The sequence below is a fragment of the Micromonospora violae genome (genome assembly GCF_004217135.1).
Classification (GTDB): domain Bacteria; phylum Actinomycetota; class Actinomycetes; order Mycobacteriales; family Micromonosporaceae; genus Micromonospora; species Micromonospora violae.
Map to the genome: position 1 here is coordinate 7091552 of NZ_SHKK01000001.1, position 14915 is coordinate 7106466.

Annotated in this window: 13 protein-coding genes; 8 read left to right on the forward strand and 5 right to left on the reverse strand. The window is 71.3% G+C overall.

Annotation, left to right across the window (positions count from 1 at the left end; all coding sequences use genetic code 11):
* Positions 1–33 precede the first annotated feature (33 nt).
* The 4 genes from rpsB (at position 34) to frr (ending at position 3431) form a co-directional block, all read left to right on the forward strand.
* On the forward strand, positions 34–909 hold the full coding sequence (gene rpsB, locus EV382_RS32300; RefSeq protein ID WP_130408181.1) for a 30S ribosomal protein S2: 876 nt from the start codon (positions 34–36) through the stop codon (positions 907–909).
* 134 nt (positions 910–1043) lie between these two features.
* Entirely contained in the window at positions 1044–1871 is an 828-nt protein-coding gene (gene tsf, locus EV382_RS32305) for a translation elongation factor Ts (protein WP_130408183.1), read from the forward strand.
* Between the two features lie 161 nt (positions 1872–2032).
* Complete coding sequence (gene pyrH / locus EV382_RS32310) at positions 2033–2800, forward strand: UMP kinase (protein WP_030335195.1); 768 nt, start codon at positions 2033–2035, stop codon at positions 2798–2800.
* A 73-nt stretch (positions 2801–2873) separates the two neighbouring features.
* Positions 2874–3431, forward strand: a complete 558-nt coding sequence (gene frr / locus EV382_RS32315) for a ribosome recycling factor (protein ID WP_130408185.1) — start codon at positions 2874–2876, stop codon at positions 3429–3431.
* Between the two features lie 52 nt (positions 3432–3483).
* Here the strand turns inward: frr and EV382_RS32320 are convergent, their stop codons facing one another.
* Positions 3484–3936, reverse strand: coding sequence for a hypothetical protein (locus tag EV382_RS32320; RefSeq protein ID WP_130408187.1), 453 nt, complete (start codon positions 3934–3936; stop codon positions 3484–3486).
* A gap of 385 nt (positions 3937–4321) precedes the next feature.
* Here EV382_RS32320 and EV382_RS32325 point away from each other — a divergent pair, with 385 nt between their 5' ends.
* The 3 genes from EV382_RS32325 (at position 4322) to EV382_RS32335 (ending at position 8152) form a co-directional block, all read left to right on the forward strand.
* Positions 4322–5701, forward strand: a complete 1380-nt coding sequence (locus EV382_RS32325) for a phosphatidate cytidylyltransferase (RefSeq protein WP_130408189.1) — start codon at positions 4322–4324, stop codon at positions 5699–5701.
* Positions 5702–5805: 104 nt separating this feature from the next.
* Positions 5806–6963, forward strand: coding sequence for a dual-specificity RNA methyltransferase RlmN (rlmN, locus tag EV382_RS32330; protein ID WP_130408191.1), 1158 nt, complete (start codon positions 5806–5808; stop codon positions 6961–6963).
* 31 nt (positions 6964–6994) lie between these two features.
* Positions 6995–8152 (forward strand): DivIVA domain-containing protein, encoded by a 1158-nt coding sequence (locus tag EV382_RS32335; RefSeq protein ID WP_130408193.1) that lies wholly within the window; start codon positions 6995–6997, stop codon positions 8150–8152.
* 86 nt (positions 8153–8238) lie between these two features.
* On the opposite strand, the gene EV382_RS32340 is transcribed toward EV382_RS32335, so the two are convergent.
* Positions 8239–8460 carry a DUF2631 domain-containing protein gene (locus EV382_RS32340; RefSeq protein ID WP_130408195.1) on the reverse strand — a complete coding sequence of 74 codons (222 nt, stop codon included), beginning with the start codon at positions 8458–8460 and terminating at the stop codon, positions 8239–8241.
* A gap of 196 nt (positions 8461–8656) precedes the next feature.
* Here EV382_RS32340 and EV382_RS32345 point away from each other — a divergent pair, with 196 nt between their 5' ends.
* Positions 8657–10237 (forward strand): Rieske 2Fe-2S domain-containing protein, encoded by a 1581-nt coding sequence (locus EV382_RS32345; RefSeq protein WP_130408197.1) that lies wholly within the window; start codon positions 8657–8659, stop codon positions 10235–10237.
* A 333-nt stretch (positions 10238–10570) separates the two neighbouring features.
* Here the strand turns inward: EV382_RS32345 and EV382_RS32355 are convergent, their stop codons facing one another.
* The 3 genes from EV382_RS32355 to EV382_RS32365 form a co-directional block, all read right to left on the reverse strand.
* A complete protein-coding gene (locus EV382_RS32355) occupies positions 10571–12166 on the reverse strand; it encodes a phytoene desaturase family protein (protein WP_130408199.1) in 1596 nt (531 codons plus the stop codon).
* A gap of 125 nt (positions 12167–12291) precedes the next feature.
* Positions 12292–14163 carry a HAMP domain-containing sensor histidine kinase gene (locus EV382_RS32360; RefSeq protein ID WP_130408201.1) on the reverse strand — a complete coding sequence of 624 codons (1872 nt, stop codon included), beginning with the start codon at positions 14161–14163 and terminating at the stop codon, positions 12292–12294.
* Positions 14153–14854 (reverse strand): response regulator transcription factor, encoded by a 702-nt coding sequence (locus tag EV382_RS32365; RefSeq protein WP_208758536.1) that lies wholly within the window; start codon positions 14852–14854, stop codon positions 14153–14155. The genes EV382_RS32360 and EV382_RS32365 overlap by 11 nt, the downstream gene beginning before the upstream one ends.
* Between the last annotated feature and the right edge of the window lie 61 nt (positions 14855–14915).

Consider the following 14915-nt stretch of genomic DNA (forward strand, 5'->3'; position numbering starts at 1 on the left):
TGACAACCAGGGACCTTGAGGAGTACCCCAACCATGGCCGTCGTGACCATGCGTCAGCTGCTGGAGAGTGGTGTCCACTTCGGGCACCAGACCCGGCGCTGGAACCCGAAGATGAAGCGCTTCATCATGACCGAGCGCAACGGCATCTACATCATCGACCTGCGCCAGACCCTCGACTACATCGAGAAGGCGTACGAGTTCGTGCGTGGGACCGTCGCCGAGGGTGGCAGCATCCTGTTCGTCGGCACCAAGAAGCAGGCCCAGGAGGCGATCGCCGAGCAGGCGACCCGGGTCGGCCAGCCGTACGTCAACCACCGCTGGCTCGGTGGCATGCTGACCAACTTCCAGACCGTGTACAAGCGGCTCCAGCGGATGAAGGAGCTGGAGGGCCTGGGTGACCTGAGCGGCACCGCCGCCGGTTACACCAAGAAGGAGACCCTGCAGCTCTCCCGCGAGAAGATCAAGCTGACCCGCACCCTCGGTGGCCTGCGGGACATGCAGAAGCTTCCCGCCGCGGTGTGGATCGTCGACACCAAGAAGGAGCACATCGCCGTCGACGAGGCCCGCAAGCTGGGCATCCCGGTGATCGCGGTGCTGGACACCAACTGTGACCCGGACGAGGTCGACTTCCCGATCCCGGGTAACGACGACGCGATCCGCTCGGCCGAGCTGCTGACCAAGGTCGTCGCCGCCGCCGTCGCGGATGGTCTGATCGCGCGTTCCGGCCGTCGCCGGGGCAACGACGAGAAGCCCGAGGGCGTCGCGAGCGACGAGCCGCTGACCGAGTGGGAGCGCGAGCTTCTCGAGCCGAAGAAGGCCGACGAGTCGGCCGCCCCGGCCGAGCAGCCCGCCGCTGCCGCCGAGCAGGCCGCCCCCACCGAGCAGCCGGCGACCGCCACCGCGGAGTGATCGCACCGTCGCTGCCCCGCCGTCCGTTTTCGCGAACGGCGGGCAGCGACGGTACGCCGGGCACGATCCGCCCGGATCCGGGTAACCGGCACCTCTGACCATCCACACGCCGTCTCAACACCGAAGAGAGAGCCATGTCCCAAATCACCGCCGCGGACGTCAAGAAGCTCCGCGACCTCACCGGCGCCGGCATGATGGACAGCAAGAAGGCGCTGACCGAGGCCGAGGGCGACTTCGACAAGGCCGTCGAGATCCTGCGCGTCAAGGGCGCCAAGGACGTCGGCAAGCGGGCCGGTCGTACGGCCGCCAACGGTCTGGTCGCCCACTCCGGCAAGGCGCTGCTCGAGCTGAACTGCGAGACCGACTTCGTCGCCAAGACCGAGTCGTTCATCGCGCTGGCCCAGCAGCTGGTCGAGCACGGTGAGCGCTCCGGCGCGAACACCGCCGAGGAGCTGCTCGCCACCGAGCTCGACGGCAAGGTCGTCGCCGACCTGATCCAGGAGCAGTCCGCCAAGATCGGCGAGAAGCTGGTGCTCAACCGGTTCGCCCGGGTCGAGGGCACCACCGCGGTCTACCTGCACCGCAAGGCCCAGGACCTGCCGCCGGCCGTTGGCGTGCTCGTGTCGTACACCGGCAAGAGCGACGAGGCCGGCGACGCCGACGCCCGTGGTGTGGCCATGCAGATCGCCGCCATGCGGCCGAAGTACCTCACCCGGGACGAGGTTCCGGCCGAGGTCGTCGAGTCCGAGCGGCGCATCGCCGAGCAGACCGCCCGCGAGGAGAACAAGCCCGAGGCGGCCCTGCCGAAGATCGTCGAGGGCCGGGTCAACTCCTTCTTCAAGGACTTCGTCCTGGTCGAGCAGGCGTCGGTGGCCGACAACAAGAAGTCGGTGAAGCAGGTGCTGGCCGAGGCCGGCATCGAGGTCACCCGCTTCGTGCGGTTCGAGGTCGGCCAGGCCTGAGCCGGCACCGGGCGCCGCGCGCGCCCGTGGGCAGGAGACGTCAACGAGGAGGCCGCCGGTGTACGTGACAGGCACCGCGGCCTCCTCGTCACATAGGGTCGGCAGCGGCAGGTTCGCGGTATGCGCCGCACGGGGCGTGCGCGTGGGGAAGGGCGGGGCGGATGACGCAGGTTGTGAGTGACCGGACGCTGGAGCTGGACGATCCGACGGCACCGCCGCCGGGGCGTGCCCGCCGGGTGGTGCTGAAGCTCTCCGGTGAGGTCTTCGGTGGTGGCGCGATCGGCGTCGACCCGGACGTCGTCCAGGCCATCGCCCGACAGATCGCCACCGTGGTGCGCCGCGGCGTGCAGGTCTCCGTGGTGGTCGGCGGGGGCAACTTCTTCCGTGGCGCGGAGCTGCAGAAGCGCGGGATGGACCGGGCCCGCGCGGACTACATGGGCATGCTCGGCACCGTGATGAACTGCCTCGCGCTCCAGGACTTCCTGGAGAAGGAGGGCATCGAGACCCGGGTGCAGAGCGCCATCACGATGGCCCAGGTCGCCGAGCCGTACATCCCGCTGCGTGCCATCCGGCACCTGGAGAAGGGCCGCGTGGTCATCTTCGGCGCCGGCGCCGGGATGCCGTACTTCTCCACCGACACGGTGGCCGCCCAGCGGGCGCTGGAGATCCGGGCCGACGTGGTGCTGATGAGCAAGAACGGCGTGGACGGCGTCTACACCGCCGACCCCCGGATCGACCCCACCGCCAGCAAGCTCGACTCGATCACCTTCTCCGAGGTGCTGCGCCGCAACCTGCGGGTGGCCGACGCGGCGGCGTTCAGCCTCTGCATGGAGAACGGCCTGCCGATGTTGGTCTTCGGCGCGCAGGGTGACGACACCATCATCCGCGCGGTGGGTGGCGACAAGATCGGCACCCTGATCACCGCCTGAGTCCCGCCGACGGCAGCGGTCTGACGACTTTCAGCAGAGCCCACCACGAGCACAGAAGGAGGCGAGGAGACCGGTGATCGACGACACCCTCCTCGAGGCCGAGGAGAAGATGGACCGTGCGGTCGAGCACGCCAAGGAGGAGTTCGGCGCCATCCGTACCGGCCGCGCCAACGCCGCCATGTTCTCCAAGGTCATCATCGACTACTACGGCACGCCCACGCCGCTGACGCAGATGGCGTCCATCGCGGTTCCCGAGCCGCGGATGGCCGTCATCAAGCCGTACGACAACTCGCAGATCAACGCCATGGAGAAGGCGATCCGCGACTCGGACCTCGGGGTGAACCCGAACAACGAGGGCACCCAGCTGCGCATCCTGCTCCCGCAGATGACCGAGGAGCGCCGCCGCGACATGATCAAGGTGGCGCGGCACAAGGGCGAGGAGGCCAAGGTGGCGATCCGCAACGTCCGCCGCCGTGGCAAGGAAGAGCTGGACCGGATCGTCAAGGACGGCGAGGCCGGCGAGGACGAGGGCCGCCGCGCCGAGAAGGAACTCGACGACCTGACCCAGCGGTACGTGGCCAACATCGACGACCTCGTGAAGCACAAGGAAACCGAGCTGCTCGAGGTGTGAAGCATGCTTCGAGGCCCGTTCCCGACGTCGGGAACGGGCCTCGTGCCGTAGGTCAGCAGGGAATCCAGACGGTCCTGGTGCTCTCGGCGAACTGCTCGCCGGTGTCCCAGTCCCGCAACGAGAAGCGAGCGGTGGCCCGGCCAGGGTGCAGTGCCGGAGTGATCCGGGCGAACGCCATCGAGAGTTCGACGGTGCCGCCGTCGCAGACGATCTCGCCGGCCCCGCGTCCCCCGGTGGCCCAGAGGGTCGGCAGGCCGTCCTGCACCAGCGACGCCGACATGAGGACGATTCCGGCCGGGCAGTTGTCGGCGGTGGCGGTGACCCTCGTCGCCGGGTACGTCACGCCCGGCTCCCCGACGGGCGGCTCGAACGGGAACAGTTCGCTGGCGTGGCGGTCGATGGTGATGCTGGTCTGTGTCGTGGTGGTGGTGGTGGCGGCGGCCGGTGACGGTGCTGCCAGGACCATGGCAGCCACCGTCAGCACCGCGAGACCGAGCTTGTACATGTGTGAGTGCCCTTCCCCCGTGCGGACGCGCCGGCTGGTGCCGGCGCCCCACCAGCGGACCACGGCGGGAGTGTCGGTTCAGTACCCGATCGAGCACCGGACGAGTCGGATCGACGGCTGCGGATCGCCTGCGCTCTGTCGTACCGGATGGGCGGGCGTCGCTGGCCGGCGGCCCAGCGGCGAGGGGTGACGTCCGTCGGCGTGCCTCGTCCGCCGTGCCGGTTCGGTGTGTGCAGTAGGCTCGGCAGGATTCCCGGCCACCGGGTGGTGCACACCGGGGATCGACCGACCGTCGGGGCGGTCAATTCGGAGGAACATCGCACGTGTAGGGGATGCTTGTGGTCTTGCGTCATGTGGTGGTTCTCGTGCCGCGTCGCGGTGCGTGATGTCCCACCCCGACCCCTACGGCAGCGAGCCTCGCGGCTGGGACCGGCCGGAGCGCCCGGTGGCGCTGCCCTGGCCGGACCAGGAGATGGAGGCCGGCCAGTGGCACCGCCGTCCGGCCGCCGGCCCTGAGCTGTACGCCGACCCGCCCGTCCGGCCGCACCCCGACCCGCACCCCGCGGACCCCTACGAGGAGCGGGGCCGCCCGGTCAGCTTCGAGGACCGCGACCGGCACGATCGGTTCGACGACCGGGACCGGCACGTGGACGACCGCAACCAGCCCTCCCGGTACGACGACCGGGGGCGCGGCGACCGGTACCTGGACCGACCTCCCGCCGTCGGTGACGGGCCGCCGCCCTATGTCGGCCCGGACCGTGGTCGCTTCGACGGGCTGGCCGGCGTTGACGGCCCTCCCGCCCGCTTCGACGACCCCGGGTACCCGACCGAGCAGCTCGCGCCCGTTCAGGCCGAGGTGGTGCCGGACGAGGCGCCGGCGACCGGTCGACGGCCGAAGGGGCGACGGCGGGCCAGCCTCGACCGACCGCCCACCCAGCAGGTGGGCGCCGGGCGGGCCGGCCGTAACCTGCCCGCGGCGATCGGGGTCGGGCTCGGCCTCGGCGTGCTGATCGTGGTGCCGTTGGCGTTCTACCCGTTGGCGTTCCTGCCGGTGATCGCCGCCGCCGTCGGTGTCGGCAGCTGGGAGATGGCCCGTGCGGTCCGGCGCAGCGGCGCGCACCCGCCGCTGGTGCCGCTGATCGCCGGGGGCGTGTTGACCGTCGGCCTGGCCTGGTTCGCCGGGCCGGACGCGCTCAGCCTGGGGCTGCTGGTCACGGTGCTGGGCACCATGATCTGGCGGCTGGGTGACGGGCCGGCCGGCTTCCAGCGGGATATCACCGCGGCCACCCTGATCGCCGTCTACGTACCGTTCCTCGCCGGTTTCGCGGCGTTGCTGGCGGCGGCTCCCGACGACGGGCACCTGCGCATCCTGGCCACCCTGATCGGGGTGGTCCTCTCCGACACCGGTGGGTACGCGGCCGGCGTCTCCTTCGGCAAACACCCGATGGCCCCGTCGATCAGCCCGAAGAAGTCCTGGGAGGGCTTCGCCGGCTCGGTCACCGCGGCAGCCCTGGGCGGCGCGTTGCTGTTGTGGCTGATGTTCGACGTGGCCCCCTGGTGGGGTGCGCTGTTCGGGGTGGCCGTCTCCTGTGCGGCGGTCCTCGGCGACCTGGCCGAGTCGATGATCAAGCGGGATCTCGGCGTGAAGGACATGAGCAACCTGCTGCCCGGTCACGGCGGTCTGATGGACCGGCTGGACTCGATTCTGTTCGCGGTGCCGACGGCGTACCTGCTGTTGGCGGTCCTCGTGCCGGTGGTGGGCTGAGGTATGAATCACGGCTACCTGGTCATCCGGCTCCGGCGGTCGCGGCCCGTTCGGCACCTCCGGAGCGGCACCTGTCGCCGACGGCGTGACACACTGGACCAGCCATGACGAGCCTTCCCCTGATCCCCGCCATCTCGGTCGCCCCCGCCGCGCGCCGGGCCGCCATGCCCCCTCAGCACCTCGCTGACCTGGACCTGGCCGGCCGCCAGGCGTTGGTCACCGGTCTGGGGGAGCCGGCCTTCCGGGCCAAGCAGGTCTCCAACCACTACTTCGGGCGGTTGGTCCGGGACCCGCAGGCGATGACCGATCTGCCCGCGGCGACCCGGGAGCGGCTGGCCGACCAGTTGCTGCCCACGTTGCTCAACCCGGTGCGCGAGCTGGCCTGCGACGACGGCGCGACCCGCAAGGCGCTCTGGCGGCTGCACGACGGTGCGCTGGTGGAGAGCGTGCTGATGGGTTACCCGGACCGGGTGACCGTCTGCATCTCCAGCCAGGCGGGCTGCGGCATGGCCTGCCCGTTCTGCGCGACCGGCCAGGCCGGGCTGACCCGCAACCTGTCGACAGCGGAGATCGTCGACCAGGCGGTGTACATGGCCGGGGTGGCGGCCTCGGGTGTGGTCGCGGGCTCCCCGCCGAGGCTGTCGCGCGTCGTCTTCATGGGCATGGGCGAGCCGCTGGCCAACTACAACCGGGTGATCGCCGCGATCCGTCGGCTGGTCAGCCCAGCTCCGGAGGGGCTCGGCCTGTCCCAGCGGCACATCACCGTTTCCACGGTCGGCCTGGTTCCGGCCATCCGCCGACTGGCCAGCGAAGACCTCTCAGTGACCCTTGCGCTGTCCCTGCACGCGCCCGATGATGATCTGCGCGACGAACTCGTGCCGGTAAACCAGCGCTGGAAGGTAGCCGAGGTGCTGGACGCAGCGTGGGACTACGCCGCCCGGACGGGCCGTCGCGTGTCGATCGAGTACGCGATGATCAAGGACGTGAACGACCAGCCGTGGCGAGCCGACCTGCTCGGGCGGTTGTTGGCCGGCAAATTGGCCCACGTGAACCTGATTCCGCTCAATCCGACGCCGGGCAGTCGCTGGGACGCCAGCCCGAAGCCGGTCGAGCGGGAGTTCGTCCGGCGGTTGCGCGAAGCCGGGGTGTCCACCACAGTTCGGGACACCCGAGGTCGCGAGATCGACGGCGCGTGTGGCCAACTCGCCGCCGCCGAGGACAACGACACCAACACCGACCGCGCCGGAGAGGCACCGGCGTGACCGGGCGTGGCGAACGAGACCAGGAGACATAGTGGCGAGTCAGGGTCAGCGTTTCCGGCGCAAGGCGCTCCGCCGGGGATACAAGGTCGACGAGGTGGATGCCTTCCTCGACCGGGTCGAGGCGACGCTCGACGGCCGACAGGTCGGCGCCCCGGTGGCCTCCCAGGAGGTTCATGACGTCGTCTTCCGGGTCCGCTTCAACGGCTACGACGAGTGGCAGGTCGACCTGCACCTGGATCGGGTCGAGCGGCAGCTGGCCGAGCTGGAGGAGCGGAACAGCGCCGGGCGCGGTGCCGACCCCCGGATGGCTGACCGGCTGGGCCCACCGGACCGGATGGGTCCGCCGATGCGTGACGACCGGGGTATGGTTCCGCAGCCGATGCCGCCCCGGCCGATGCCCGCGCAGGCCGGCCCGCCCTACGGCCGCTACGACGAGCCGACCGGTGCCTTCGCCGGTGGGTACGACGCCCCGCGGGGCGGTGGTTACGACGCGCCACGTGGCCCGGCCGGCCCGCCGATGGGTCCCGGTGGTCCGATGGGTCCCGGCCCGATGGGTGGGCACGGCATGCCGCAGCGCGGCCTGCCCGCCGGCCCCAGTGGGTACGGCCCGGATGATCAGCGCGGTGGGTACGGCCCCGACGACCAGCGCGGGCCCGGCGGTTATCCGCCGCCCCCGGAGGAGTCGCGTTTCGACGGCTTCGAGGCCGGGCGGCACGGTCGCGCCGACATGACCGCCGAGATCCGGATGCCGGAGCGGGACCTGCGCGACATGCGCCGTGGTCCGGCCGGCCCGCCTCCGCTGCCGCAGCAGGGCATGGGCGGTCCACCGATGGCCGGCCCGCCCGCGGTGGCCGGCCCGCCGATGGGCGGCCCCCCGATGGGTGGTCCCCCGATGGCCGGTCCGCCGATGGGTGGCCCGCCGATGGCCGGTCCGCCCGGCAGCGACCTGTACCGGGTAGACCAGATCCGCCGCAGCTTCCAGGTGCGCCGCTTCGGCAGCGGGTACGACCCCGACCAGGTGGACCGGTTCTTCGAAACGCTGCTCGGTGGCATGCAGCGCCGCAACCCGATGCCGGTCGACCCGAAGGACCTCGACACGCTCCGGTTCGGCCTGGTGCCGGGTGGCTACTTCGAGGCTGAGGTCGACGCCGCGCTCAAGGACGTACAGGACATTCTCTTCGGGCGCTGACCCCGACGCGTACGGACGTGGGCCCGTCCCCCGGGTGGGGGCGGGCCCTCGGCGTACGTCGGCCGGTCGTCCGGCGGTGGGTCAGGTCAGGAGCGCAGACCGTTGCGCCGTAGCACGATGTCGCCGATCACGATGATCAGCAGCAGCGCGGCCAGGCCGATCAGCCAGATGTCCTCGACCCTGCCCTCGTGGTTGCCGCAGATCATCGCCAGCAGCGCCAGTGCGGACAGCACGGCGCCGATCTGCCCGGCCTTGCGGTGCCCGGGCTTGTGCTGGTCTGGCGACGTTACCGGCTCGCTTCCTGCCACTGTCGGTCCTTCCCTCGCGATCGGATCTTTGGTTAGTCTGGCACGCCTCGTACCCGGAGCGGTGGGGTGGGGGTTTCCTGGCCATCAGCCCCGCCCACCTGGCTGAACGGCACTACCGGCGTCGCGGGGCGGCGGTCAGACCCGCTCCGGTAGCGTTTGGCGTACACCTGATTGTCTGTTTGAGGGGGACTGTGCGGTGCGAGTGACCGGAACCGGGCACGCCAGCATGCGGATCGACACGGCCGCGGGCAGCATCCTGTGCGACCCGTGGGTCAACCCGGCCTACTTCGCGTCGTGGTTCCCGTTCCCGGACAATTCCCTGCTGGATTGGGAGACCCTGGGCCAGGTCGACTACCTGTACGTCTCCCACCTGCACCGGGACCACTTCGACGCGAAACACCTGCGCGAGTTCGTCTCGAAGGACGCCACGGTCCTGCTCCCCGAGTTCCCCACCTCGGAGATGGAGGACGAGTTCCGGGCGCTCGGCTTCACCAAGTTCCTGAAGGCGCCCAACGAGCAGGTGGTGGAGCTACCCGGCGGCTTGAAGATCATGATTCAGGCGTTGACCAGCCCGACGGACGGGCCGATCGGCGACTCCTCGCTCTGGGTCGAGTACGAGGGTGTCCGGCTGCTCAACCAGAACGACGCCCGCCCCACCGACCTGAGCGTCTTCGCTGAGCTGGGGCACGTGCACGCGCACCTGCTCCAGTTCTCCGGTGCGATCTGGTACCCGATGGTCTACGAGCTGCCGCAGGCGGCGAAGACCGCCTTCGGCAAGCAGAAGCGGGACCGGCAGTTCGACCGGACCTGGCGGTACATCGACGACCTGAAGGCGTCGCACGTCTTCCCGATCGCCGGTCCGCCGTGCTTCCTCGACGACGCCCTGTGGCAGTTCAACGACATCCACGGCGACGAGGGCAACATCTTCCCCGACCAGTCGGTCTTCCTGTCGGAGTACGCCAAGGTCGGCGGCACCAACGGGATCGTGCTGCTGCCGGGCAGCGTCGCCGAGGTCACCACCGAGGGTGCGAGCACCACCCACCCGGTTGCGGTGGAGGAGTTCTTCGCGAACAAGGTCGCTCACCTGGAGGAGATGCGGGAGCGTAAGCGCCCCATCATCGAGGCGGAGAAGGCGTCCTGGCGGCACCCCGAGGTGGACGTGCTCGCCGAGATGAAGCGTCGGATCGAGCCGCTGCTCGACGAGTCGATCTACCTGGCCAAGGGGGTCGGCGGCCCGGTCCGTTTCGACCTGGTGGGGTACGACGGCGAGAGCGTCGAGTCGATCGTGGTGGACTTCCCCGGCCAGGAGGTGCGGCCGTACGCGGACGAGAAGGTGCGCTACCGGTTCCGGACCGAGCGGTCGCTGATCGAGCACCTGCTCTTCATCGGCGAGGTGGACTGGGTCAACTCGCTCTTCCTGTCCTGCCGGTTCTCGGCGGCCCGGATCGGCCAGTACAACGAGTTCGTCTACGCGTTCTTCAAGTGCCTCTCCGAGGAGCGGCTCCAGTACGCCGAGGGCTGGTACGACGAGCACGAGCGCAGCACCGACGCCGAGGACATCACGTTGGGCGACTGGGTGGTGCAGCGGCGGTGCCCGCACCTGAAGGCGGACCTGACCCGCTTCGGCATCGTCGAGGGTGACCAGCTCACCTGCCAGCTGCACGGCTGGCGTTTCGACCTGCCCAGCGGCCGCTGCCTGACCAGCGTCGGCCACAAGGTCCGAGCCCACCGAGTAGACGCCGAAACCCCCGCCCCCGCCGGCGAAACCCTCACCTAACCGCCCCCCGCCCCCCGCCCGCCCGCCCCTGCCCCACCCCACCCTGCCCCACCCCACCCCGCCCTGCCCTGCCCCACCCTGCCCCACCCCACCCCGCCCTGCCCCACCCTGCCCCACCCCACCCTGCCCCACCCCACCCCGTCGATCATGGAGTTGTGGTGGGGGACAAATACCGCGTTCGCTCCCACAACGGGCGCCACAACTCCATGATCGACCGGGGTGAGGGCGGGCCGGGCTGACGCGGGGCGCGGCGCGGCGCGGGGCGGCGCGGCGCGGCGCGGGGCGGCGCGGCGCGGCGCGGGGCGGGGCGGGGTGGGGTGGGGTGGGGTGGGGTTAGGCGGGTAGGTCGGACAGGATTTTCTGGGCTGCGTTGTGGCCGGCTGCGCCGATGACGCTGCCGGCCGGGTGGCAGCCGGCGCTGCCGGCGTACACGCCGTCGATGCCGGTGGCGTAGGGCATCCGGTCGGTGAACGAGACGGTGTTGTCCACGTGGTGGATGTGCCCGCCGCTGATGCCGAAGTGCGCCTCGATGCCGGGCGGGGGCAGGGGCACCGCGTCGGCGATCAGGTCCGCGGTGCCGGGGGCGTACCGCTCGACGATCCCGATGAGCCGGTCGACGTAGCCGGGCAGTTCCGCGTCCCAGGTCGTGCCGGCCAACTCGTAGGGGACGGACTGGACGAACAGCGCGGACGAGTGGTGCCCGGCGGCGTCGGAGAGCGACGGGTCGACGGTGGTGTGCAGGTACCACTCGATGGTGGGTTCCGCCGGCAGTAGCCCGGCCTGCACATCCGCCCACATCGCGCGCAGCGCGGTCATCGGCGAGGTCGCCGCCCCGCCGACCAGCGACGCCGACCCGGGCAGCAGGTGGATGGTCGAGCCGAACGGGCTGGGCGTGCCGTCCGGCAGGCAGGAGAAGCGGGGCAGCCCGGTGAGCGCCAGGTTGAGCTTGAGGGTGGTGCCGGGTCGGCGGACCGCCGCCATCCGTTCGCCGAGCGGCGCCGGCAGCGCGCCGTCGGGCAACAGGTCCATCAGGGTGTACGGGTCACACGCGCCGAGCACCACCCGGGCGGCGACCTCCCGACCGTCGGCCAGCACCACTCCGCTCGCGGCGCCGCCGTCCAGGGTCACCGCGCTGACCGGCGTACCGGTGCGGATCGTCGCCCCGGCGGCGCGTGCGGCTTCGGCGAACGTCCGCGAGACGGTGCCCATCCCGCCCTCGGCGATCATCCAGGTGCCACCGGAGCCGGGCAGTCGGCACATGTTGTGCACGAGGAAGTTGTGACCGGTGCCGGGGTCGTCCGGGCCGGCGTTGAGCCCGGACAGGCCGTCGGTGACCGCGTACATGCTGACCAGCAGCTCGGAGCGGAACTCGAACCGGGCCAGGTAGTCGGCGACGGAACCCCGTACGAGGTCGACGAAGACCTGGCGCAGTGCCGGGCGGACGTGCCGCTCGGCGGTCTCCTCGACGTTCAGCGGCTCCGCCAACCAGGCCGGGGCGAGGTCTTCCCGCAGCGCGGCCAGCTCAGCCTGCATGGTGTCGTCGGCGGCCACGTCGGCGGGGGAGAAGAACTCGGCGAGCTGCGCCCGGGTGGCGGCGGTGTCACTGCCGAAGAGGAGGTACGGCGAGCCGAGGCCGCCCGGGGTGGGCAGGAAGTAGTGCGGGTCGCGGCGCAGCACCGGGATCCGTACGTCGAGTGTGGCGAGCAGCTCCGGGGGCATCAACCCGAGCAGGTACGAGCCGGTGGAGTGGCGTAGCCCTGGCACCTTCGGGAACGGGTTCTCGGTGCGGGTCGCCCCGCCGATCACGTCGGCGGCCTCCACCACGAGGACGTCCAGGCCGGCGCGGGCCAGCAGGATCGCGGAGACCAGACCGTTGTGCCCGGCACCGATGATGACGACGTCGGCGCGGGCCGGAATCTCACTGCTCATGCCGCGGCAGCCTAGTCCGCCCCACCCACCATTCAACCCCTCCCACTCCCTCCCACCCCACGCCATCCTCGGTGATCAAGAGGTTTGCGTCATTCGACGGTCGTTCGATGACGCAAACCTCTTGATCACCGCGCAGGGGCGGGGGCAGGGGTGGGGGCGGGGGGTGGGGGGAGGTGGAGGGTGAAGGTGGAGCCGCGGCCGGGGGTGCTGGTGGCACTCGCTGTGCCACCGTGGGCCTCGGTGAGCTTGCGCACGATGGCGAGGCCCAGGCCGCTGCCCCCGGTCTGCCGGCTGCGGGACTTCTCCGCCCGCCAGAAACGGTCGAAGACCCGGGGCAGGTCGTCGGCGCTGATCCCGCTGCCGGTGTCGGTCACCGAGACGATGACCTCGGCGTCGGTCGCGCGGGCGCTGATCGTCACGTGCCCGCCCGACGGGGTGTGTCGGACCGCGTTGGCGACCAGGTTGCCGACCGCCTGGCGCAGCCGCACCGGGTCGGCGTCCACCTGCGGGTCGGCCTCGGTGCGTACCGTGATGGTGACGCCGACCCGGTCGGCCTGGGCCCGGTGCGCTTCCGCGACCTGGGCGAGCAGGTCGGTGAGGTAGACCTGTTCGCGGTGCAGCCGCAGCGCGCCCGCGTCGGCCTCGGCCAGGTCCTGCAGGTCGGCGATCACGTGCTGGAGCAGGGTCGCCTCCTCCAGCAGCGAGGAGAGCAGCCGGCGGTCCGGGTCCGCCACGCCGTCCTCGACCGCTTCGAGCCAGCCCCGGATGTTGCTCACCGGCGTACGCATCTCGTGCGCGATGTCGCTGACCATCGCCCGGCGCAGCTGCTCCAGGCGTTCCCGCCGCTCGGCCATGTCGTTGAAGACCTCGGCCAACCGGGCGATCTCGTCGCGGCCGGTCACCCGGACCCGGGCGGAGCCGTCGCCGTCGCGCATCCGCTGCGCCGCCCCGGTCAGGGCGTGCAGCGGGCGGGTCAGCCGGATGCCGGCGAGGACGGTGACGCCGATCGTCACCAGCAGGACGACACCGGCGACCGCGATGATGCGGGTCTGGTTGGCGGGGGAGAGGTCGAAGGTGCGCGAAGGACGCCCACCCGGGTCGCCGACGAAGAGGGTGGCGGCCGGGGCGACGTACGGCAGGAGCTGTTCGCGTCGGCTGGTGCCGACGCAGGCGCTGATCGCCCGGTTGTGCTCCTGGTCGGCCCCGGCCAGCGGTCGGGCGGCGGGTGTGCTGGACGTCGGCTGCGTGTTCCAGGTCCAGTTCAGGCCCACCTGCACGGGTGCCATCTGCCGCCGCGCCAGGCAGGTGCTCACCAGGGCGTTGAGCTGGGCGAGCGCCTTGTTCTCGGTGGCCGTGCGGGTCGCGAGGCTCGACCTCGACTGGACGCAGGCCGATTCCTCGGCGAGGTCGGTGCCGGGGGTGTCGATTCGCGGCCGTCCGGTGGGGCCGTCGACGACGGTGGCGTCGATCCCCACCTGCCCGCGCAGGCACTGGACCGTCTTCGTCGCCGTGTCGTGCAGCGCGGCGCGTTCCTTGGGCGTCAGCAGGTACGGGCCGGCGGCGCGGGGGTCGATGCGGTCGGTGCCGCCCGCACCGCTGCCCGGCGGGGTGACCCCGGGCAGCAGGGCGGTGTTGACGGCGAGCGCGTCGACGGTCGCCGACGGCGTGGTCGGCAACGGACCCGCCCCGGGTGTCGAGTCCGCGATCAGGGTGCCGGCCTCGGTGGTCAGGGCGATCCGCCGGCCGACGTCCCGCGCGAGCGGTTGCAGGGCAGTGTCGACCCCGTCCCAGCTCGGGTGGGTGGCCGCGTACCCGAGCAGGGTGTCGTAGATGCGGGCGTCGTCGGCGAGCGCCTGCCCCTGCTCCTGCCGGATCGCCCCGGTGGTGGTGCGTACGGCCAGCCACGCGGTCGCCGCGATCGAGCTGACGGCGATGAGGACGGCCAGCGCCAGCAGCCGCAGCAGCAGACTGCGACGCAGCGGAACCTCACCCGCCATGGGGTGACTCTTCGACCAGCTTGTAGCCGACGCCGTAGACGGTGACCAGCCGGGCCGGTTTGCGCGGGTTCGGCTCGATCTTCCGGCGGAGGTGCATCACGTGCACGTCGACGGTCCGAGTGGTGATGTACCTGTCGAACCCGTGCAGGTAGTTCAGGAGTTGTTCCCGGGTGAAGGCGCGGGCGGGCTGGGCGGCCATCGCCTGAAGCAGCTGGAACTCGCCCGGTGTGCAGGAGACGAGGCGTCCGTCGCTGCGTACCTCGTGGCGTACCGGGTCGACCTGCACGGCGCCGACCCGCAGCACCGGGTCCGCCTGCTGCACCGTCCGCTGGCCCCGGCGCAGCAGGCTGCGGGCCCGGGCGACCAGCTCACGCGGGCTGTACGGCTTCGTCATGTAGTCGTCGGCGCCCAGGTCGAGGCCGAGCAGCAGGTCGTCCTCGGTCGAGCGGGCGGTCAGCATGAGCACCGGCAGGTCGGACTCCCGGCGCAGGATGCGACAGACGTCCAGTCCGTCGACCTTCGGCATCATCACGTCGAGGATCAGCAGCGCGGGTGGTCGTTGCCGGATCTGCTCCAGTGCAGCCCGCCCGTCGGCCACCACCAGCACCTCGTGCCCCTCGCGTTCCAGGTACCGGCGGGCCAGCTCGGCCTGCTTCTGGTCGTCCTCGGCTACCAGCACATACGCGCACACGGCAGCGACTGTACGTGACGGCGGAGGGCTTCAACGACGCCGTGAGCTGGGGCTGTCGGAT

Bases quoted from the DNA above. Each gene is read 5' to 3' on its own strand.
- pyrH (WP_030335195.1), top strand. From the start codon at position 2,033: ATGACGCAGGTTGTGAGTGACCGGACGCTGGAGCTGGACGATCCGACG.
- EV382_RS32320 (WP_130408187.1), bottom strand. From the start codon at position 3,936: ATGTACAAGCTCGGTCTCGCGGTGCTGACGGTGGCTGCCATGGTCCTG.
- EV382_RS32355 (WP_130408199.1), bottom strand. From the start codon at position 12,166: ATGAGCAGTGAGATTCCGGCCCGCGCCGACGTCGTCATCATCGGTGCC.
- EV382_RS32325 (WP_130408189.1), top strand. From the start codon at position 4,322: ATGTCCCACCCCGACCCCTACGGCAGCGAGCCTCGCGGCTGGGACCGG.
- rlmN (WP_130408191.1), top strand. From the start codon at position 5,806: ATGACGAGCCTTCCCCTGATCCCCGCCATCTCGGTCGCCCCCGCCGCG.
- EV382_RS32360 (WP_130408201.1), bottom strand. From the start codon at position 14,163: ATGGCGGGTGAGGTTCCGCTGCGTCGCAGTCTGCTGCTGCGGCTGCTG.
- rpsB (WP_130408181.1), top strand. From the start codon at position 34: ATGGCCGTCGTGACCATGCGTCAGCTGCTGGAGAGTGGTGTCCACTTC.
- tsf (WP_130408183.1), top strand. From the start codon at position 1,044: ATGTCCCAAATCACCGCCGCGGACGTCAAGAAGCTCCGCGACCTCACC.